This is a genomic window from Nonomuraea sp. NPDC046570 (genome assembly GCF_040645915.1).
Classification (GTDB): domain Bacteria; phylum Actinomycetota; class Actinomycetes; order Streptosporangiales; family Streptosporangiaceae; genus Nonomuraea.
On sequence record NZ_JBEYZF010000048.1, the window covers coordinates 17,726 to 37,735 of the forward strand.

At 68.7% G+C, this 20,010-nt stretch carries 19 protein-coding genes and 4 pseudogenes; 9 read left to right on the top strand and 14 right to left on the bottom strand.

Going from position 1 to position 20,010, the window contains the following annotated elements; all coding sequences use genetic code 11:
* The first annotated feature begins 215 nt into the window (after positions 1 to 215).
* Together ABZ911_RS39050 and ABZ911_RS39055 are read left to right on the top strand one after the other, a co-directional pair.
* Complete coding sequence (locus ABZ911_RS39050; RefSeq protein ID WP_358068298.1) at positions 216 to 377, top strand: hypothetical protein; 162 nt, start codon at positions 216 to 218, stop codon at positions 375 to 377.
* Entirely contained in the window at positions 374 to 2,806 is a 2,433-nt protein-coding gene (locus ABZ911_RS39055) for a heavy metal translocating P-type ATPase (protein ID WP_358068300.1), read from the top strand. The genes ABZ911_RS39050 and ABZ911_RS39055 overlap by 4 nt, the downstream gene beginning before the upstream one ends.
* Positions 2,807 to 2,830: 24 nt before the next feature.
* Here the strand turns inward: ABZ911_RS39055 and ABZ911_RS39060 are convergent.
* Positions 2,831 to 3,037 (bottom strand): annotated as a pseudogene (locus tag ABZ911_RS39060) (type I glyceraldehyde-3-phosphate dehydrogenase); the annotation flags it as partial.
* Positions 3,038 to 3,096: 59 nt separating this feature from the next.
* Positions 3,097 to 3,348: pseudogene (locus tag ABZ911_RS39065) on the bottom strand (hypothetical protein); the annotation flags it as partial.
* Between the two features lie 291 nt (positions 3,349 to 3,639).
* Here ABZ911_RS39065 and ABZ911_RS39070 point away from each other — a divergent pair.
* Positions 3,640 to 4,509, top strand: coding sequence for a universal stress protein (locus tag ABZ911_RS39070; protein WP_358068303.1), 870 nt, complete (start codon positions 3,640 to 3,642; stop codon positions 4,507 to 4,509).
* Positions 4,510 to 4,599: 90 nt separating this feature from the next.
* On the opposite strand, the pseudogene ABZ911_RS39075 reads toward ABZ911_RS39070, so the two are convergent.
* The 5 genes and pseudogenes from ABZ911_RS39075 to ABZ911_RS39095 form a co-directional block, all read right to left on the bottom strand.
* Positions 4,600 to 4,992, bottom strand: a pseudogene (locus tag ABZ911_RS39075) (hypothetical protein); the annotation flags it as partial.
* A gap of 91 nt (positions 4,993 to 5,083) precedes the next feature.
* Positions 5,084 to 6,124, bottom strand: coding sequence for a YbdK family carboxylate-amine ligase (locus ABZ911_RS39080; RefSeq protein WP_358068306.1), 1,041 nt, complete (start codon positions 6,122 to 6,124; stop codon positions 5,084 to 5,086).
* A 195-nt stretch (positions 6,125 to 6,319) separates the two neighbouring features.
* Complete coding sequence (locus ABZ911_RS39085; RefSeq protein WP_358068309.1) at positions 6,320 to 6,589, bottom strand: DUF1876 domain-containing protein; 270 nt, start codon at positions 6,587 to 6,589, stop codon at positions 6,320 to 6,322.
* A gap of 237 nt (positions 6,590 to 6,826) precedes the next feature.
* Positions 6,827 to 7,630: a universal stress protein gene (locus ABZ911_RS39090; RefSeq protein ID WP_358068312.1), complete on the bottom strand. Its 804-nt coding sequence runs from the start codon at positions 7,628 to 7,630 to the stop codon at positions 6,827 to 6,829.
* Positions 7,631 to 7,813: 183 nt separating this feature from the next.
* A complete protein-coding gene (locus tag ABZ911_RS39095; RefSeq protein WP_358068315.1) occupies positions 7,814 to 8,668 on the bottom strand; it encodes a universal stress protein in 855 nt (284 codons plus the stop codon).
* A 440-nt stretch (positions 8,669 to 9,108) separates the two neighbouring features.
* Here ABZ911_RS39095 and ABZ911_RS39100 point away from each other — a divergent pair, with 440 nt between their 5' ends.
* From ABZ911_RS39100 to ABZ911_RS39110, 3 genes are all read left to right on the top strand, one after another.
* Positions 9,109 to 9,363 (top strand): universal stress protein, encoded by a 255-nt coding sequence (locus ABZ911_RS39100; protein WP_358068318.1) that lies wholly within the window; start codon positions 9,109 to 9,111, stop codon positions 9,361 to 9,363.
* A gap of 289 nt (positions 9,364 to 9,652) precedes the next feature.
* A complete protein-coding gene (locus tag ABZ911_RS39105; protein ID WP_358068321.1) occupies positions 9,653 to 10,096 on the top strand; it encodes a CBS domain-containing protein in 444 nt (147 codons plus the stop codon).
* A complete protein-coding gene (locus tag ABZ911_RS39110) occupies positions 10,093 to 11,382 on the top strand; it encodes an ArsB/NhaD family transporter (protein ID WP_358068323.1) in 1,290 nt (429 codons plus the stop codon). Before ABZ911_RS39105 ends, ABZ911_RS39110 begins: the two co-directional genes overlap by 4 nt.
* Here the strand turns inward: ABZ911_RS39110 and ABZ911_RS39115 are convergent.
* From ABZ911_RS39115 to ABZ911_RS39135, 5 genes are all read right to left on the bottom strand, one after another.
* Complete coding sequence (locus tag ABZ911_RS39115; protein WP_358068326.1) at positions 11,336 to 12,223, bottom strand: ABC transporter ATP-binding protein; 888 nt, start codon at positions 12,221 to 12,223, stop codon at positions 11,336 to 11,338. The genes ABZ911_RS39110 and ABZ911_RS39115 overlap by 47 nt on opposite strands.
* Before the next feature lie 22 nt (positions 12,224 to 12,245).
* On the bottom strand, positions 12,246 to 12,581 hold the full coding sequence (locus ABZ911_RS39120; RefSeq protein WP_358068346.1) for a DUF998 domain-containing protein: 336 nt from the start codon (positions 12,579 to 12,581) through the stop codon (positions 12,246 to 12,248).
* A gap of 111 nt (positions 12,582 to 12,692) precedes the next feature.
* Positions 12,693 to 13,838 carry an FAD-dependent oxidoreductase gene (locus ABZ911_RS39125; RefSeq protein ID WP_358068329.1) on the bottom strand — a complete coding sequence of 382 codons (1,146 nt, stop codon included), beginning with the start codon at positions 13,836 to 13,838 and terminating at the stop codon, positions 12,693 to 12,695.
* Between the two features lie 16 nt (positions 13,839 to 13,854).
* Positions 13,855 to 14,859 carry an NAD-dependent epimerase/dehydratase family protein gene (locus tag ABZ911_RS39130; protein ID WP_358068332.1) on the bottom strand — a complete coding sequence of 335 codons (1,005 nt, stop codon included), beginning with the start codon at positions 14,857 to 14,859 and terminating at the stop codon, positions 13,855 to 13,857.
* On the bottom strand, positions 14,856 to 16,418 hold the full coding sequence (locus ABZ911_RS39135; protein WP_358068334.1) for a CocE/NonD family hydrolase: 1,563 nt from the start codon (positions 16,416 to 16,418) through the stop codon (positions 14,856 to 14,858). Before ABZ911_RS39135 ends, ABZ911_RS39130 begins: the two co-directional genes overlap by 4 nt.
* 223 nt (positions 16,419 to 16,641) lie before the next feature.
* Here ABZ911_RS39135 and ABZ911_RS39140 point away from each other — a divergent pair, with 223 nt between their 5' ends.
* The gene (locus ABZ911_RS39140) at positions 16,642 to 17,100 is read left to right on the top strand and encodes a helix-turn-helix domain-containing protein (protein WP_358068337.1); all 459 of its coding nucleotides are present in this window, start codon (positions 16,642 to 16,644) and stop codon (positions 17,098 to 17,100) included.
* 616 nt (positions 17,101 to 17,716) lie between these two features.
* Here the strand turns inward: ABZ911_RS39140 and ABZ911_RS39145 are convergent.
* The gene (locus tag ABZ911_RS39145; protein WP_358068340.1) at positions 17,717 to 18,457 is read right to left on the bottom strand and encodes a CBS domain-containing protein; all 741 of its coding nucleotides are present in this window, start codon (positions 18,455 to 18,457) and stop codon (positions 17,717 to 17,719) included.
* 707 nt (positions 18,458 to 19,164) lie between these two features.
* Between ABZ911_RS39145 and ABZ911_RS39150 the strand changes: the two are divergent.
* A pseudogene (locus ABZ911_RS39150) lies at positions 19,165 to 19,731 on the top strand (MBL fold metallo-hydrolase RNA specificity domain-containing protein); the annotation flags it as partial.
* A gap of 32 nt (positions 19,732 to 19,763) precedes the next feature.
* Positions 19,764 to 19,868 (top strand): MBL fold metallo-hydrolase RNA specificity domain-containing protein, encoded by a 105-nt coding sequence (locus ABZ911_RS39155; protein ID WP_358068343.1) that lies wholly within the window; start codon positions 19,764 to 19,766, stop codon positions 19,866 to 19,868.
* A 13-nt stretch (positions 19,869 to 19,881) separates the two neighbouring features.
* Here ABZ911_RS39155 and ABZ911_RS39160 read toward each other — a convergent pair.
* Positions 19,882 to 20,010: universal stress protein (locus tag ABZ911_RS39160; protein ID WP_358068349.1), on the bottom strand; the 129-nt coding region annotated here is incomplete at its 5' end.

Below are 20,010 nucleotides of genomic sequence, written 5' to 3' on the forward strand. Positions count from 1 at the left end.
ATTCTGCCATGGCCGCTGGAAAGGTGTCCGGCGCAGGCTGGTGAGAGCATAGTAGAAGGACGGAGGGAATCCGACATGCCTGGTATTCCGTTGCCGATCCCCGTCCTGATCGTTTTCAGCGTCCCGGTGCTCATCGTGTTCGTGACGGCGGTCACGGGGTTGATCCGCGAACGGCATGCGCGCGGCAACGCACGCGACACCCCTCGGAGGTCATCATGGTGAAGCAGCACCTGGTCATGGCGGCGGTCGCCGCCGTGGCCGCGACCGTGCTGCCGCTCATGATGCGGTCCATGGGCGGCAACGGCGACCACCCGCAGCCTGACCACACGGGGCATGATCGACACGGCGAGGAGCGCACGAGGGCAGGGCAGCCGTGACCGCCGCCGATGGGGTCGTGCTCGGCATCGCCGTGATCTTGCTGGGTTTCCTCGGCTGGTACTTCTTCGGGCCGCGCAAGAGCAGTCTGGCCGGGCTGCGTGACGGCGTGCAGGAGATCGAGATCGTCGTGCGGGGCGGCTACTCGCCGGACATCGTCCGGGTACGGCAGGGCATCCCCCTGCGGGTCGTCTTCGACCGCAGGGAGAGCGGGGACTGCACCTCCCGGGTGGTGTTCGCCGACTTCGGCGTCAGCCGGGCGTTGCCCGCATTCGCCAAGACCACGGTGGAACTGCTGCCAGCCGATGCGGGGCAGTACGGCTTCGCCTGCGGGATGAACATGGTGCACGGCCGCTTGATCGTCGAACCGGACTCCGGCGACGGTCATGAGATGGCCGCGGCGACCGCACCGTCGACGGCGGAGCGGCCCTCGCAGGAGGTGGAGGCCATGGAGCGGCGTGCCGAGATCACCGACCTGTCGCGCCGGGTCCTGGCCGGGGTTGTGCTGACCCTGCCGGTGGCGTTGGCCGTCATGGCGCACGAGTTCTTCGGCGCGGGATGGGTCCCGGAGTTCCTGCTCAACCACTGGGTGCAGCTCATGCTGATCGCTCCGGTGATGTTCTATACGGGCTGGCCGATCCACCGCGTCGGCTGGCTCGCGCTGCGGCACCGCTCGGCGGACATGAACAGCCTGATCACGCTGGGGACGAGCGCTGCCTTCGGCTACAGCCTGCTGGTTACGGTCGCACCCGGCCTGCTGCCGGAGGGGGTCCGTGACGTCTATTACGAGGCCGTCGGGGTCATCCTGACGCTGATCCTGCTCGGCCGCCTGCTGGAGGCGCGGGCCAAGGCGGGCACGGGCGAGGCGATCCGCAAGCTGATCGGCCTGCAGGCCAGAACCGCCCGCGTGTGGCGCGACGGCGCGGAGACCGAGATCCCGGTCGCGGATGTGGTGCCGGGCGATGTGGTGCTCGTGCGGCCGGGTGAGAAGGTTCCGGTCGATGGGGTGATCGTGAAGGGCCGCTCGACGTTGGATGAGTCGATGGTGACCGGTGAATCGATCCCGGTGGACAAGGGCCCGGGCGATGAGGTGGTGGGCGCGACGGTCAACCAGACGGGATCGTTCACCTTCAGGGCCGAGAAGGTCGGCGCGGAAACGGCTCTGGCCCAGATCATCCGTCTCGTCCAGGCCGCCCAGGCCTCCCGCGCACCGATCCAGCGGCTGGCCGACCTGGTGTCCGGCTATTTCGTCCCAGTCGTCATCGCCATCGCGATCGTGACCTTCGCCGTGTGGTTCGTCGCGGGACCGGCGCCTGCGTTGACGCTGGCGCTGGTAGCGGCGGTAGCCGTATTGATCATCGCTTGCCCGTGCGCGCTCGGCCTGGCCACCCCACTGTCGATCATGGTGGGCACCGGGAAGGGCGCTCAGTCCGGCATCCTGATCCGCGACGCCCAAGCCCTGGAGACCGCGTGCAGGCTGGACATGATCGTCCTGGACAAGACCGGCACCATCACCCGGGGCAAGCCGGCGCTCACCGACGTTGTGCCGTACGGCGACTGGCCGGCCGATAAGGTGCTGCGCCTGGCCGCCTGCGCTGAACGCTCCTCCGAGCACCCCCTCGGCCAGGCCCTGGTAGACGGCGCCATCGAGCGCGGTCTGTCCTTGGCCGAGCCATCGGCGTTCGACTCGGTCACCGGCCAGGGCATCGTGGCGACCGTCGAGGGGCGCCGCGTGCTGGTCGGCGGCAGGCGCCTGCTCGGCGACGCTCCGGCGCTGGAGGAGGAGGCCGATCGGCTGGCCCGGGCGGGCCGTACCCCGATCATGGTGGCCGTGGACGGCCAGCCGGCCGGGGTGATCGCCGTGGCCGACACCGTCAAGGACGACTCCCGCCAAGCGGTCGCGGCCCTGCAGCGGCTGGGACTGCAGGTGGCGATGATCACCGGGGACAACCAGCGGACCGCCGAGGCCGTCGCTCGCCAGGTCGGCATCACCCGGGTGCTGGCCGAGGTGCTGCCCGCGCACAAAGCCGCCGAGATCGCCCGGCTGCAGGGCGAGGGATCGCGGATCGGCATGGTCGGCGACGGCATCAACGACGCGCCCGCACTCGCCCAAGCGGATGTGGGTTTCGCGATCGGCACCGGCACCGACGTGGCCATCGAGGCCTCCGACATCACGCTGGTCTCCGGCGCGCTCGGCGGCGTGGTCACCGCGGTACGGCTGTCGCGCACCACCATGCGCAACATCCGGCAGAACCTGTTTCTGGCGTTCGTCTACAACGTGGTCGGCATCCCGATCGCGGCCGGAGTGCTCTACCCGCTCCTGGGGTTCACGCTCCACCCCATCATCGCCGCCGCAGCCATGGCGCTTTCCTCACTCTCTGTGGTGGGCAACGCCAGCCGCCTCCGTGGGTTCACCGCTGTTTCCGGCTGAACGGACCTGACGCGATGTCGCAGTTCACGCCATCCTCTGGGCCATCTCGACCAGCCGGTTGGCATAGGCCCACTCGTTGTCGTACCACCCGAAGACCTTGACCAGGTCTCCATTCGCCTGGGTGAGGGCGGAGTCGAACACGCACGAGGCGGCGTCGCCGACGATGTCACGAGAGACGAGCGGATCAGTGCTGTAGCGCAGGATGCCGTGCAACTCGCTGTGGGCGGCTGCGGCAGGTTAGCCAGCGAGACTGCGTCGGTGATGTCGTTGATGGCGACGACATCCAGCTCGATGCTGAGCGCTCGACGTAGGAAAGCCTTGCCTATCCTGCCGAACCCATTGATTCCGATTCTCATGCTTTCAGGCTCCGGCGCTCGAGGACCAGCGCTTAGAGGCGGCAACCCATGCACTATGGGACCTTCGCCCCCTATCGGCACCGGGGTCCTCTGTGCCAAGCCGGAAACCCGCGACTGGGTGGGGACTGTCCAGCCAGGCGCGCCTTCTTGACGACAGCGCATTATGGACGCGCCGCCCGCGCCCATTTACGAGCAATGCATGGACCTCGTGTCCGGACTGCGCCTCCGTCCACGATGCGGCCACGTCCTCGCTCGACAGAACACCGAGCACGTTCGCAATCGCCCGGTCCCAGCGCTCGGAGCACACAGCAGCCGATGCCCACACCGGCCGATCTGGCGAGTGCGGACTCAAACGCCACCAACCTCGGCTCTGGCCCTCAATCCAGTCCGGTTCCCCCCAGATCATTTCCACCCTTTTGGGATTTCTAGCCCTGCCAGGCCATCTGCCGAGGGAATGGAATGAAGGAGGTGATAGCGATGTCTGATGTGATCGTCGTGGGTGTCGATGGCTCGGAGCCCGGATTCCACGCCTTGGCATGGGCGGCCGACGACGCCTTTCGGATGCATGTGCCTCTGCGTAGCGTCTGTGTGGTGGAAACCTGGCCCTACCAGATCCCGCAGGTCGGCGGACCCGAGTGGGAAGAGTCACTGACAATGAACGCGCGAAAGACCCTGGCCGAAGCCGAGGAAATCGTGCACGAACGCCAGCCTACCGTCGAGGTGAGCACCAAGCTGATGACCGGAACGACGGCGACCGCCCTTCGCGAGCAGGCCGGCGACGCGACCGAACTGGTGGTCGGCAGCAGAGGGCTGGGCGGCTTCGCCGGGGCCGTGCTTGGCTCTATCAGCATGAACGTCGCGGGTCAGGTGCCGGGCCCGGTGGTCGTCGTCAAGGCGGAAACCACGACGGTGCATGGTGAGATCGTCGTCGGCCTCGATGGCTCCCCCGCGTGCGAGCCGGCCCTGGCCTACGCCTTCCGGCAAGCCGAGCTGCGCGGCAGCACATTGCGGGCGGTATACGCCTGGTCGCTGCCGTTCGCCCAGGCCGTCGGCTTCTCCCGTGACTTCGAAGCGTTGCGAGAGGCCCATCAGCAGGTCGCGGAGAAACAACTCGCCGCGTGGCGAGAGCGATGTCCACAGGTCGAGGCGATCGCGGACGTGCGGTGCGCCCACCCTGTCGAGACGCTCGCCGCCGCCGGCGACCAGGCTGACCTGCTGGTCGTGGGCTCGCATGGCAGGAGCGCGATCAGTTCGATCGTCCTGGGCTCGGTCAGCCGAGGCGTTTTGCACCACGCACGCTGCAATGTCGCGGTGGTGCGCGCTCAGGAGGCACCCGCTCCGGCATGACTCAGGCGCGGACACCAGCATGCGGGAGTTGCTTGCCGTCGTGGCCAGGTGACCGCCCCCGCGTTTGAACGCGATCAGCTCGTCCACGTCCAGACCATCGGCGTGGCAGGTGGCGCCCCTGCTGTCGGACACCGCTGTCACCACTGCCCCGCGCTGCTTCAACATCAGCGCGGGGTGCGTCCCGACGGCCCCGAAGCGCTGCGCGATCACCCGTGCGCCCTCAAGCTCGATCACCTTGGCCTCGGCAAGCGCCTCCGCGCAACAGGCCGGGCCGTACCCGGTCGCGCCCAGTTCGTCGATGGGGAGGCCGCCGAGGACGGCGGGCAGGCCCGTCGTGAATGATCCCCATGCAGTACTCGTCAGTGTGGCCTTCGACGCCCCGTTCTCCCGTAGGGAAGCGGCTCGCCGGCGCCCATGACGCGGATCGAGGGCCTGCCCACATGGGCGAACACGACACCCCCGTCTGGGACGGGCAGTAGCCATGCTCGTCCGCGAGGTGCCCGCCACCTTTCAAAGCGCCACGCCAGCCCGCACGGGCATCCGGAAACGGCGTTGACGGATCGTGACAGGTCTTTCAGACCAAGCATTCGTTTCCGGACAGGGTGGGAAGAGCCGAGCCGAGCGTGGCATCGGCCATGAGCTTCGAGAACTCTTGAAGGGTGCCGGAGCGGTTCCAGAGCGCCCGCTGCCGCTCGGCGCCGGTGCCGCGTTGGACGAACTCGGACAGAAGCGTGGAGACTGGCTCGACCAGGGCGATGCGATCGGGTAGCGCCGCGGCCACCCCACCCAATCCATACCGCGCGGCGGCGGACAGGTCAGCGGCCACCTGGTGGTCCGGCAGCGGCGTGACAGGCGTACCGGCCCGGATGTCCTCCACGGCGGCGGCCACCATCGCCCGCACCAGCGCGGCGACGAGAACGGTGTCGTCAACGCTGAGACAGGTGTCCATGACACGCACCTCGACGGTCGGGTAGCGCGGCGACAGCCGGGCATAGAAGTAGACCGAGCGTTCGTCCAGGATCTTGCCTGCTCTGATCAGCTCGCGCACCTCCGCGTCGTACTCCTCGACACTGCGCCAGGCCCGGGGCGCCGTCGCCGACGGCCACCGCGACCAGCGGCGGTACCGCCAGCTGGCCCAGGTGGTGTCCCGGCAGTCGGCGATGGGAGAGTTGGCGCTGATGGCGAGCAAGGTCGCCAGCCATGGCCGCAGCCTCCCGATCACCAGCAGGCCCAGTTCTCGCGAGGGAATGCCGATGTGAACGTGGCATCCGCAGGTGCCGGTCGTGGCGACCAACTGCGGATAGCGCTTGGCCAGTTCCTTGTAGCGCGGATGGTCGGTGAGCGGCACCAGCTCTGGAAGGTAGCCTGGTGCGATCCCCGAGGCCACCAGGTGGCAGCCGAACCGCTCGGCGGCCTCGGCCGCGATCAGGCGGCGTTCGGTGACTTCGCGCGCCACTTGGTCCAACGACGCGCAGACGCCGGTGACGGTCTCGAGCTGGTAGCGCATCGCCTCGGGCTTGATATAGGAGTCGTCGTCCAGGGTGGCCAGTATCTGCGACGCCATGGGCGCGAGCGCACCGGTGTCCGAGTCGAGGAGGAAGAACTCCTCCTCCACCCCCATGGTGAGCGGGAATGCCCCGAGATCGGTCAGTGCCATAGCCCCAGCATCGAGGTCGGGATCACCTGGCGCTGGAGGCTTAGGTCCCGGATCCTGCGCCGATGGGCCCTGGACACCCGACCTGGCGGGAACCGGGAGGCAGCGACCTCGCCTGGCGATGATGACGTCCCTACTGGCACGGACGACCACTGCTCACCACGACCACTTGGGCGTCGGGGTGTCGACAAAGCGGGTGATGTCGTGCTGCGCAACGACGGCCAGCTTGTCGGCAAGATCGGCGAGTGCGCGTGAGGCGGCCAGTTCGTCGCCGATCTCGGCTATCGCCGGATCAGCTGGATTGCGATGTGCCCGCCCGGCTCCAGACAGGTTTGTGCCGTCCCTGGTGGTGAGTACGGCCTTGGCCGAGGTGTCGTCCCCGTCCTCTGCGATGTAGATCTGTACGGTCCACTGCTTGGCTTCCATGATGACCTCCCTTGAACGGGCATCGACTCTCCGCGACGGATACTTCACCTCCTATCCATCCCTCCGGCGAGCTGCCATGACAGGGGCGAAAGACCCTGAGGGCGAGGGCAAAGGTCACGCCGGGCGCGGCCCCTCTCATCGTCGGCGGCGACGACGGGGTCGTGATCGAACTCAAGCGGCGTGCCATGCGCCCCCTGCGTGGCGACGGCCCGGTTGGAGTTCGTTTCCCGGCGCCGGTCACGTATCTGTCCGCGGCGATCGGGCGATCATGACAGGGCAGACGGCGTGCTGGGCACAATAGTCGCTGGTGGAACCCAGAAGCAGACCGCTCAGCGGGTTGTGCCCCCGTGAGCCGAGGACGAGCAGGTCGGCGTCGGAGCTCAGGCGCGTCAGGACGTCGGCAGGGTGACCGTCGACAACGCTGACCTCCGCGCTCAGGCCGGTGAAGGCCAGCTCGCCTGCAACGAGCTTCTCACCCCACGCGTGGAGCTGCTCGCTGCTCGGGGACATCAGCTCGACGCCTAGGGGGTCCCAGTACACGGCGTGGACCACGAGGAGGTCAGCGCTGCGCAGAGCGGCCTCCTGGGCCGCCTGCCGCAGTGCGAAGCGGGCGTGGAGCGATCCGTCGACGGCGGCGATGACCCGATGGTAAGCGCGCTGCGGCTGCGGGCGGTCGGGGACGACGGTGACCGAGCAGGGAGCGTGATGCAGGCACGCCCTGCTGACCGAGCCCAGCAGCATGCCGGTGAACTGGTTGCGCCCCCGAGACCCGACGACCAGCAGGTCGTTGCCGGTGCACGCACCGCTCAGCTCGGCCGCGGCCGCGCCGTATCCCAGCCGGCACCTGACACGACGGATGTCACCGGTCTCTTGCAGGGTCTGCCGTATGGCCTTCAGGAGGGCGTCCTCGACCACCGGTCGTTGAGGCATGACGGTAAACGAGAGGAGTTCCGCGCCGTGCAACTCGGCCTCATGTGCCGCCCATGCCAAGGCCAGGACTGCCCCGCGGGAGCCGTCGAATCCGACGATGACACGTTCCATGGTGAATCTCCTCGACCACACACAGCGCAGGCGGCGTGTGGAGTCCGAGCCGGATGCTCAGCGGGGCGATTGGACTGGCCGAACTCCTACTTTCCAGGGTTACGGCAAGAGGTGCGAAGCCGCGGTCGCGGGTCTGCCATCATGTCGCAAACCGTTGACAAAGCGGGGGCATAGGAATTTCGATCAGACAGTGTCCGCGGTGGCGACCACGATCAGCGGACAGATCACGCGCTGAAGCAGCATACGGCTCACCGATCCGAGGAGGAGCGCGGGACCTGAACCCCACCCGCGTGACCCGACCACCAGCAGGCCGGCGGCCGAGGACGCCTTCCGCAGCACCTCCACGGGATGACCCTGGTCCGTGCTTTCCACGACCTTGACGTCGGGGTAGCGCTCGCCGAAGCCCGCGACCGCCTCTGCCAGCAGGCGTCTTTCCACGGCTGCCTGCTGAGTCAGGCCCGGCATTCCTTCGGCACCGCATCCGGCGGTGTCGCGGTCCCATGCGTGGACGGCGTGCAGCTCCGCCTTCCGCAGGGCCGCTTCGGCGAAGGCGAACTCGACCGCGGCCTGGGCGCCGGGCGAGCCATCGACGCCGACGACCACCTCGTTGCGTGGTCGCGCAGGCACCGTATGGACCACGGCCACAGGGCAGGTCGCCTGGCTGGACACGCCCGGCACCACCGAGCCGAGCAGACCATGGGAGTTCCCCCCGGTGTGATCACCGACCACCAGGAGCTCCGCGTCCTTGGACGTTCTGATCAGGACGAGCGGTGGATCACCCGGCAACAGCTGCGAATCAACGTCGACGTCAGCCGATTCCACGCGTGCTCGCCGCACAGCAACGGTCAGTACGTCCAGCATGGCGTCCCGCATCCGGCGGCTCATGCCAGCCCGGGCGGGTCCCTCGCACATCTCGTAGGCCCAGGCCGGGATGGCGTACACGATGCGTACCGTGTCATCGCGGATCGCGGCTTCCCGCACCGCCCAGACCACGGCTTCCAGAGCGACCCGCGAGCCGTCTACTCCCACCACAATCATGGCATCCTCCCCCTCCCCCCATCACACCCGCAGCCCAGGCGACAGGAACAGTGCCAAAGGTCTGTTATCTCCCGGCCCAGGAACCGACGCCTCGCGCCATACCTCGCGTTCCGACGGACGCCGGAACCGTGGGGACTTTCGCCCCTATCGGAGACGTCGCTCCGCGTGTGGAATGACGGGGGGACGGTAGGACGCCCAAGGGGCGCGAGGTGCGCGAGGACGTTCTCGACCGGGACCTGTGGGCAGATATCGATCATGTGGACGTCCACGTCGAGAACGGCTTAGTGGAAGCGGGACGACCTGCTCGGGTGGAGAAGGCGACAGCGATGCCTGTCCCTGCGCGAGCTTGACAACACCGCCTGCCGTCAGCCCTGAGACGACGCGGTGTGGCGACGTTCAGGTCGTCATGCTCCGACGCGGAACCATGCGAGGGGGCAATCATGACGAGAGCGATCATCGCGGGCGTCGACGGATCGGCGCCTTCTCTTCAGGCGGTCAGGTGGGCGGCAGATGAGGCCGTGTTTCGTGGCGCTCCACTTCGCCTCGTGCACGCCACGTCGCGATGGACCTACGATGTCCCCTTCATCCCGCAACCGCCCTCCTGGACAGTGGACGCGGAGGCCGCGATCGAGGAGATGCTCCGTGAGGCGTGCGCCTGCCGAGAATCTCATCCGTGCAGTTCAAGCAGCATGTGAGTACTCGTGGAGGATTCCTCCGAGTCGGTCTCGTCGGCGTATGTTCAGGTCGATGATTCGCTCTGGATCGGTGATCGCGTTTGGGACGGCGCGTAGTGGAACTGCCTGGGCAAGGGCTTGGTGGGCTCGGCGGCCTTGGTGAATGACGCCGTCGGCATCCAGGATTGCGGCGCCGACATAGGCGGCCACCCGCAGCCGATCTTAACGCTCCTTGATAGGTTTCTTACAGGTGCGCCGGGAAGTCTGGTCGGCAGTCGTTTTCGTCGATCATGAAACGGGGGCGCCCGTCATGCGTGCTCGCGACCTGCTCGCACCCTTCCCCACCGTCACCTTCGACACTCCGGTGATTGAGGCTGCCCGGCTACTGGCCGATCAGGATCTGCCCGGGCTGATCGTCGTCGACGACCGCGGGCTGCCCTCCAGCATCCTGCCGGGCACGCAGGTACTGCGCCTCGCCGTGCCCGGCTACTGCCAAGACGATCCCACGCTGGCCCGCGTGGTCGACGAGCAGCACGCTGATGTCTTCCTGACCTCGCTGGCCGGCCGGACTGTGCGCGAAGCCTTGCCCGTCGAGAGGCGTGAGCTGCCGGTCACCGACCCCGAGGCGACCGTACTGGAGTTGGCCGCGCTGATGGCGCGCACGCACAGCCCGCTGGTGGCGGTGGTGAGCGGGGACCGCCTGCTGGGCGCGGTTACCCTGCAGGCGCTCGTGGACGGGCTCCTGGCGCCATGAGCGCGCTGGCCTGGCTGTCGGTCGCGGTCTTTCTCGGCGCCTACGCGCTGATCGCCACCGAACGCATCCACCGGGTCGCCGCCGCCCTGGGCGGCGCCGGGATCATGCTGCTGATCCACGCCAGCAACGCCGAAGCGGCGTTCTTCTCCAAGGAGAGCGGCGTCGACTGGAACGTCATCTTCCTGCTCCTGGGCATGATGGTGATCGTCGGGGTGCTCAAGCAGACCGGCATCTTCGAGTACCTGGCGATCTGGGCGGCCAAGCGAGCACGCGGCAGGCCGTATCGGCTCATGGTGCTACTGGTGGTGATCACCGCCATCGCCTCCGCACTGCTCGACAACGTCACCACCGTGCTGCTGATCGCGCCGGTCACCTTCCTGGTATGCGAACGACTGGCCCTGCCCGTCGTGCCGTACCTGATCGCCCAGGTGATAGCCTCCAACATCGGCGGCGCCGCCACGCTGGTCGGCGACCCGCCCAACATCATCATCGCCAGCCGCGGCGGCCTGTCGTTCAACGACTTCCTGATCCACATGGCGCCGATGGTCATCGTTTTGCTGGCTGTTTTCATCGGCCTGTGCCGGATCCTGTTCCGCAAGTCCTTCGTCTACGACGCTGAGCGCGCCGCCGACATCATGCAGCTCGACGAGCGCGAGGCGATCGCCGACCGACGGCTGCTGTGGCAGAGTCTGGCCGTGCTCGCCCTGGTGATGGCCGCCTTCGTGCTGCACCCGGTGCTGCACTACGAACCGTCGGTGGTGGCAATCCTCGGCGCAGGCATCCTGGTAGCCGCGACCAAGGTGACCACCGAGCAGGCCATCGCCGAGGTCGAGTGGCCCACCCTGGTCTTCTTCATGGGGCTGTTCGTCATGGTCGGCGCGCTGGTCGAGACCGGAGTGATCGGCGAGGTGTCGCGCCTGGCGGTGGAGGCGACGGCGGGACAGCTCGGACTGACCACGATGGTGCTGCTGTGGGCCTCGGCCGGATTGTCGGCCATCGTGGACAACATTCCGTACGTCGCCACCATGAGCCCCATCGTCGCGGAGCTGGTGCAGGCGAGCGGCGGCAACGAGCAGGCGCAGGTGCTGTGGTGGGCGCTGGCCTTCGGCGCTGACCTCGGCGGCAACGCAACCGCCGTCGGCGCCGCAGCCAACGTGGTCGTCATCGGCATCGCCGCCCGTAACCGCACCCCGATCAGCTTCTGGGAGTTCACCAAGTACGGCCTCATCGTCACCTTCATCACGGTGGCTCTGGTGACGCCTTACCTATGGTTGCGCTACCTGTGACCCGCCTGCTCGGCGCGAGCCGCCTGGATTTGGCGATCCGTGCCAGGGCGCGTTCGTCGGCCAGCAGCAGGCCGGATTCGGGGTGGTAGCCGTGGCCGCGCAGCACCCGGTGGGCTGTCGCGTCGTCGCGGGTCGTCACCTTCAGGTGGCGGCGCCGGTGCGCGTCCAGGCTGTCGGCGTCGTGTTCGGCCTGCAGCCGGCCCTGGTGCAGGATGCCGATGCGGCCGCTCAGGCGGCCTACTTCGCTCAGGAGGTGGCTCGAGATCAGCACGGTGGTGCCGCGCTCGCGGGCCAGGCCGGTCAGCAGGGTGCGGATCTCCACCACGCCGGCGGGATCCAGGCCGTTGACGGGGTCGTCGAGGATGAGCAGGTCGGGGCCGTGGATGAGGGCTTTGGCCAGGGCCAGGCGCTGCAGATTGCCCAGGGACAGGGGGCGGGCGCGCCGCCCGGCGTAGGGGGTGAGTGCCAGAGGCTCGATGATGTCCTCGACGTGCTGGCGTGCGCGCTTCAAGCGTCGGAGGCGAGCGAGCAAGTGCAGGTTCTCGCGCACGGTCAGCTCCGGGTAGGTGGCCAGGGCTTCGACCAAGTAGCCGGTGCGGGACCACGCCGAACGCTGTCCGGTCGAGACGGCCGTGCCGAGCACCCGCGCCGATCCGCCGGTGGGGGCGATCATGCCGAGCAGCATGCGGATCAGCGTCGTCTTGCCAGCGCCGTTGAGTCCGTGCAGGGCGTAGATCTGGCCCGCTTCCACGGTCAGGTCGACATCGTCGACGGCGAGGACGTCCTTGTAGCGCTTGGTCAGGCTGGCCACCTCGATGACCGGTCCCGCTGCGCTGTCCATCAGGCGCCCCCTCTTGCCGTGGTCAATGCTGGGTGATGAGCATGAACAGCGCCTGGGTGAGCAGGGCGCCTTGCAAGATCATGTCGGCGGCACGGCTGGGATGCAGTGCGCGGCGCAGCCCGGCCGCGAAGGCGAGCAGCAGGAGCCCGCCGATCACGAAAATGGCCGTTTGCAGCCAGCCGCGCTCGCCGGTGCCGAGATGGCTGGCGCCGTGTTGCCAGAGGCTGTAGCGGGCCGGGTGGCGCCGTCGAGCAGGATCAGCACCGGGACGAGCACACCCGCGGCGACGCCGCAGCCGAGAAGGATCGTGGTCGAACGCTTCGGGAAGCAGCCTCCAAGCTCCGCGATCTCTGAAGATCGCGGGCCGACCACGCTTCCCGGCTCACCGACACCCGCGCCCCACCAGAGGCGCGGGTCCCTTCAGTTGCCTGGAATGTAGCCCGCCGGCCTACCTGGCCACGCGATGTGCTCAGCCTTTGATGAAACGGCGCGTCATATAACGGCGCACCGGGCCCAGCGTGGCCAGGCGCAGCGGTAGCAGGCTCAGCCACAGCAGCAGGGGGTTGGCGGGGGCGTAGACGCCTTTGACGCGTCTGCCGAGCTTCTGCTTCTTGGTCACCTCGGGGCGTAGCCCGGCCTCCCAGCTGCTCAACGCCGCGCCGATGTCGCCCGGCTGGGCGGCCAGTGCGGTGCCGAGGAGGTCGGCGCCGCCGACGGCCAACGCGGAGCCGTACCCGGCGAACAGGGTGACGCACCAGGCCGCGTCGCCGAGCAGTACCACCCGGCCGCGGCTCCACCGATCCACGACCATCTGGCTGATGGTGTCGAAGTAGATCGAGTCGGCTCGCTCCATGCCCGCGAGCACCTGCGGGACCACCCAGCCGATGTCGCCGTAGACCCGGAGCAGTGCCGCGCGTGGGTCCTCACCCGGAGTGGCGCGGTCGGTGCGGTAGCCGAAGAAGGCGACGTTGCGGCCGTCGCCGAGGCTGATGACCGCTACGGTGCGCCCGCCGGAGGACAGGGTGCCGGTGGTGCCGGGCGTGATGGCGGCCGGACGCTGGTCGAGCATGTAGACGGCGACCTGGTGATCCAGGTCGAGCCGGTAGTCCTCCTCTGGGCCGAAGACCAGGGCGCGGGTGGCCGAGTGCAGGCCGTCGGCGCCGATGAGCAGGTCGGCGTGCTCGACGCGGCCGTCGCTGAGGGTGGCGTGGACCGCGTGCTCGTCCTGGTCGATGGCGGTGACGGTGGTGGCGAAGCGGATCTCGGTGTGGTCGCGGACCTCCTCGTACAGGACGGCTTCGAGGTCGCCGCGCAGGATGGTGATCGAGCGCGGCCCGGTGGTGGCGGCGATGGTGGCGCGGTCGAGGGCGAAGCGGCGGGAGCCGTCGCTCTTGTGGTAGACGAGCTCTTCGGTGACGAAGGACCGCTTGCGCAGGGGGTCCAGGATGCCCATACGGTCGGCGGCGTCGTAGCCGATGCCGCCGAAGGTGACCGCGTACCCACCGCCACGGCGGGTGGGCGCGCGTTCGACGATGAGGGTGTCCCAGCCGATCTGGCGCAGGCGCAGGGCGGTGGCCAGGCCGGCGATGCCGGCCCCGATGATGATGGCGCGCATGAGAAGTGGTGCTTCCTTAGTGGGAGAGTTGGTCGAGCAGCCGCTGTTCCGCGGCGGCGTCGAGCCAGGTGTCAGGGGAGGGCGCGTCCGCGCGGGGTGCCGGGTCGCCTTCGGACTGGAGCCAGGTCCAGGTGTCGGCGAGGGTCTCGCGCAGCGGGCGCGTGGTGAGGCCTTCGGCCAAGGCGGCGCTGACGTCGGCGTCGTGCATGCCGCTCGGTGCGCTGCCGTCGGGCAGCCGCAGCCCGAGCTCCATGCCGAGCGGCAGGCCGTGCCGCATAAGCAGTTCCGACGGCACCCACACCAGTTCGGTGTCGAAGCCGGTGACCTCCAGCGCCGTGGTGAGCAGATCGCCGAGGGTGATCGCGCCCGGCGGGCCGGTCACGGTGAAGGCGCCGCTCAGGCCGCGTTCGGCGGACTGGAGCATCCAGACGGCCAGGTCCCGGACGTCGAGGTACTGCAGGGGCGTCTCGGCCGGGGCGGGGGCGAGGACCCGCACGCCCTTTTCCAGGCGGCGCAGCCACCACGGGATGCGGCCGACGTCCTCATACGGGCCGAGGATCATCCCGGCCCTGGCCAGCAACGCCGCCCCGGGGAAGGACTCGGTGACCGCCAGTTCGCCGCCGCGCTTGGCGGCGGCGTAGTCGGCGCCGTCCGTGCTGCCGGGGTCGCCGTCGACCAGGGGCGCCTGCTCGTCGGCGCCCGCGGGCCAGGGCCAGCGGTGTACGCCGCGGCTGGAGACGTACCCGTAGTGCCCTACGCGATCGGACAGCAAGCGGGCGCTGTCTCGCACCACTCGCGGCGCCCAGGCCCAGGTGTCGATGACCGCGTCCCACTCCTCATCACCCAGTGCCCGCCGTACGGACTCGGGGTCGGTGCGGTCGGCAAGTAGCGCCCGCACGCCGGGCGCGGGGTCGCGGCTGAGGCCGCGGTTGAGCGTGCTCACCTCGTCGCCGCGCTCCAGCGCGGTCTCCACGATGGCGCGGCCCACGTGGTGGGTGCCGCCGAGAACAAGTAGTTTCACGATGCTCCTGGAGTTAGGGGTAGCCAGAGGGCTGAGGGGTGTTGGTGGTCGTGGAAGATCTCGTGCTCCGAGGAGCGCAGGTTCGTACCGGTCGCGAGCGGTTCGCCGGTGCCGGGGTTACGGCCGAAGCGCGGGTGGGCGCCGCTGGAGACCTGCAGCCGGATGCGGTGGCCGCGCCGGAAGCGGTGGGCCATCGGCCATAGGGCGATGTCGGCCGCCCGGATGTCGCCTGGTTCTCGCAGCCGGACGATGCCGTCGCACACGTTGACCGATCGGCCGCGCGCGTCCACGTCGCACAACCGGGCGAAGTAGTCGGCGTGCGGATTGGAGGAACACGTGTGCAGGCGGACGCGGACCGGGCCGACGGCCTCGACGTCTTCGGTCAGGGGCGCGGTGGTGAAGGTGAGCACGTCGGCTCTGGCCTCGATGGCGCGGTTGTCCTTGGCCCCCGCCGACGTGCCCACCTGCGTCCCGCCGACGGTAGGGGTGGGATCCGCGGGGTCGTAGCGGTAGCGGCTGGGCGCCGCCTGGCCGTCGTGTGGGGTACGGCTGAGCCCGCCGTCCGGGCGCAGGAACCAGGGTATCGCCTCGTGCGCGGGCGGCCAGGCGGGCACGTCGATCCAGCGGCCCGCGCCGGTGACGAAGAGCCGCACGCCCGAGGGCGCCTGCCGTCCGAGCAGCGCGGCGTCCAGCATTGCGAGCGCGTCGGTCAGCCCTTCGCGGGTGTAGAGCCCGCGGCCGTGCCCCCAGGGCCCGACCAGCAGCCGCACACTCCGCCCGGCGGCGACCAGGGCGGCGTAGTCGGCCAGCATGCCCGGGAGGAAGAAGTCGTGCCAGCCGCCCTGCAGGTGCACCAGCGGCGGCATGCGGGCGGTGTTGGCGCGGTGGTCGGTGCTCGCCCAGTACTGCTCGCCGGGAGCATGGCGGACCCATTCCCGAAACCAGGGCACCGGGTGCCCGGTCAGCGCCCGATCGGCCTCCTGCAGCGGGAGGGTGAGCGTGGCGTGCCGCAGCCGGCGCGCGGCGCCGATCATGCCGGCCAGCTGACGGGAGATGCCGTAGCCGCCGGTGAACATCCGGTCCACCAGCTGGACCCAGCCGAGCGCGTTACCCGTCGCGAACGCTCCGCCTGGGTACATGAAGCCTTCGGCGAAGCTGGACGGCGCGTCCTGGATGAGCGCGATCTTCCATTCCGGGATGTCCCGGGCGGCCAGCTCCCACTGCGCGTAGCCGAGGTAGCTGGCGCCCCACGTGGCCAGCTCGCCGCCGAACCACGGCTGGGCGCGCAGCCAGCTCAGCGTGCCGTCGGCGTCCGCCGGGTCGACGACGAAGCCATCGAAACGCCCCTGGGATCCGGCCGTGCCGCGCAGGCTCTGATACAGCACCTGGTAGCCGCGCTCGGCCAGCAGCTTCGGCAGCTGGTCCAGTACGTTGCCGCGACCATACGGGCTGCGCAGCAGCACCAGCGGCGGCCGGCGCTGACCCGCCGGGTAGTAGTGCGTGGCCAGCAGCCGCACACCGTCGGCGGCCGGAATCTCCACGTTCCGCCGGACACGCACTCGGTGAAGCAGGGCAGGCCGCACGCCGTATAAACGGCTGAGCAGGGTCATGGCCGATCAACTTCCTGTCGACGCTGAATGAGATGTCACATCGCCGACCAGGCTTCCCGGCACACCATCGTGTCCTCCCCGTGGAGAGGCCGATGCGAGCACTATACCGAAATTTCAGAAATTACTGAAGAGTCGGCGTGTTCGATACTATGTCTCCCGCAAGGAGGCACACGTGAACGACAGGCACGAACAGTGGCGCGCGGCCGAACGGCTGGCCCTGACCCTGACCGAGGGCGGGCTGCAGCGCATGGCCGCGCGCACCCTGGCGGTCTTCCTGTTCACCGACCAGCCGAGCGTCACCGCTGGCGAGATCGCGATGCGGCTGGAGGCCAGCGCGGGCTCGGTCTCCGGCGCCATCAAATCTCTGCTGACGGTCGGCCTGATCGAACGTCTGCCCGCCCCCGGCAGCCGCCGCGAGCACTACCGGCTCCGCGACGATGCCTGGGCCACCCTGTTCACCAGCCAGAACACCGTCATTCAGGCCATGCTCCAGGCCGCGGTCGCCGGGATCGCCGCCACCGAAAGCAGCGATCCCGCCCATCAGCGCCTGGCCCAGATGCACGCCTTCTACGAGTTCCTGCTCGGTGAGATCCCCAGTCTGCTGGAGCGCTGGCACCAGCAGTCCAGCTGACCCAGCCCGGCCAGCCGCACTCCTCCGATAGCTGCCCTACTCCTTGCGCTCTCGCGGGGCCGTAGCCCTGACCGTCTGCGCTCCACCACTTGCACCACTGGTCGTGCGGCAGGGCCGGGGGCGGCGGCTTCTTCCGGCTTGGCGCAGACGTAGTGCTGGCCTAGGAGCAGGTGATAGCGGCCGTCGTCGCCGAGCACCGCGACCGACGAGGTGACAACGACGGGCCACGTGAGCACCCGGCACGTGAGCTCGCGATCGCCTGGGCGCCAACGCGCGGGGCGATTACTGTACTCAGGCGCGGCAGCGTCTGGGGTTCAAGGTTGTCCAGGAGGTGTTCGGGCGGGTGGCACGGCCAGCGGCGACCGTTCAGACCATGTGGGCGCAGCTGGGGCGGTGGCGCGTGATGGCCGGTTGCTCGAACACAGAAGGTGATGTGGGTAGAGGGTCCGGATCTCGCTCCGCATCACTGCGACCCTCTTGTCCCACAGGCTCCTGATACGTCCAGTATCAGGTAATCACGTCGCTACCGTTACGCATCGCTGCCGTACTTCGTCGGTGCTCAGATGTGAGCGGCTCGGAAGCCGGATGTAACACAGAAATCCTGTCTCAGCGCACCTCAGAACAGCGGGGGCACGAACACGAGGTCGTCCTTCTCCGGAGTCAGTTCGGAGATGACGTCGACGACGCCTTCGACGGCGAGGACCTGCTCCACCAGGCGGACCGCCTGAGAGGTCCACTCGACCGTTCCTCCGACCCGTACGATGCCTTGGTTGATGTCGATCCGGAAACCTTCCGGTTCCTCGATCGCGTTCCTGATGTCCCGCTCCAGGTCGACCGCCGGGCGACTGAAGACCCGCAGCACGTCGGCCTGATGCAGCGTTCCGATGACGCGCCCGGTGACCGGGTCTATCACGGGCAGCTGCTTTATCCGCTGCTCGCGCATCAACCGTGCCGCGTCTCTGACAGTTGTTCCCGGCGTGACGGTGATCGCCGGGGAGGTCATGAGCTCGACCGCGGTCCGGCCGGCCGCCTTCCTTCGCTCCTGGCGGGCTCTCTTCCCAGTGAGGACCGTCGCGCTGCGGCGTGCGGTGTCCGTCTCCTTGAGTAGCAGGTCGTCTCCGGAGACCACGCCAACCGGCCGCCGGTCGCTGTCGATGACGGTGACGGCACCCACGGCGTACCGCTTCATGGCCGCCACAATGTCGGTGAACGTCGCCTCCAGGCTCACCGCGATGGCGACCCGGCCCATCACATCCCTGACTTCGATCGACATGGCAGCCTCCTCTCCTTCTCCCTCCAAGATGCGTCTCGTGGAGTGAGGGGGGAAGCGGCAAACGTCCCTCACGTGGGTGTCCAAAGTCCCGGACCAGGAACTTCGGCCGCGAGGGAAGGCTCTGGCATGGGCCGTCGAATCTGACCGTCCTCGGTGGCGTCGGCACCGTCACGGGCAGCAAGTTCCTGCTGGAGACGCCCTACGGTGGCCGCGTGCTCCTTGACTGCGGCCTGTTTCAGGGGCGGCGGGAGTTTCGGTGTAGGAACTGGGCGTCCTTCCCTGTCTCTCCGCCGTCGATCTCGGCCGTCGTGCTCAGCCACCACTGCGGCTACCTGCCCGCACTCGTGCGTCAAGGCTTCGCCGGTCCCGTCTACACGACGCCGCGTACAGCGCAACTGGCCGCCATCGTGCTGCGCGACAGTGCCGGGCTCATGGCCGAGGAAGCCGAGCACGCCAATGCCCACGGCTGGTCCAGGCACGATCCGGCGTTGCCCCTGTACGACGACAAGGACGTCAGCCGCGCCCTCGGGCTGATCGTCTCGGTAGAGCACGGCCAGCCCGTCGGCCTGCCCGGCGCCCGGCTACGCCTGCGAAGAGCCGGGCACATCCTAGGTTCGTCATGGAGCGAACTGACGCTTGACGACGGCCGGACCATCGTGCACGCCGGCGACCTGGGGCGCTCGGTTCACCCGCTGCTCAAAGCGCCCGAGCCGTTCGAGGGCGCTGGCACCCTGCTGGTGGAGTCCACCTACGGCAATCGGCGCCACAACGATGCCACGACGTTGACCGACATGGCCCGCGCCATCTCCAGAACCGTCGAGCGCGGCGGCTCTGTGCTCATCCCCGCGTTCGTGGTAGACCGCACCGAGGTGATCCTCTACTGGCTTCGCGAACTGCGCCTGTCCGGCCGCATCCCACAGGTTCCCGTGTATGTGGACAGCCCCATGGGTTTGGCCGCCCGCGACGTCTATCTGGAGGCGATCTCCGCCCACTCCGGCGAGTTGCGTCCCAGTCTGTCGCGCGATGTCCTGGATCCGAGCTGGGTCTACGAACTGCGTACGGCCGAGCAGTCCAAGAGCGTCAACGCCCCTGAGCGGCCGTGCGTTGTCATCTCGGCCTCGGGCATGGCGGCCGGCGGCCGTATCTTGCACCACCTTCGTCATTTTCTCCCGGATCAGCGGATGGCAGTGCTGGTCGTCGGATTCGCCGCAGCGGGCACCCGCGCTCGCGATCTGGTCGACGGAGCCACCTCGATCAAGATCCACGGCCATTACGTGCCCGTTCGCGCGGAAGTCGTCGACCTTCCGGGCTTCTCTGTGCACGCTGACGCGGACGGCGTCCTTGCCTGGTTGTCCACTGCGGCCCGGCCGCCGGCGGTCACACGTACGTGGTGCACGGAGAACCAGATGCCGCGGCCGCGCTGCGCGATCATATCCAGGCCGACCTCGGCTGGCAGGCGGTCGTCCCCCTGCCCGACGAGCGTGTCCTCATCTAGGACAATGACGTGGTCATCGGGGCCGTACGACGGCCACGGGGCAGTGTGCGTGATGCAGGATGCCGTGGCTGACCGAACCCAGCACGGCCGAGGCGAATCCGCCGAGGCCACGCGAGCCGACCACGACGAGGTCGGCCGTCCG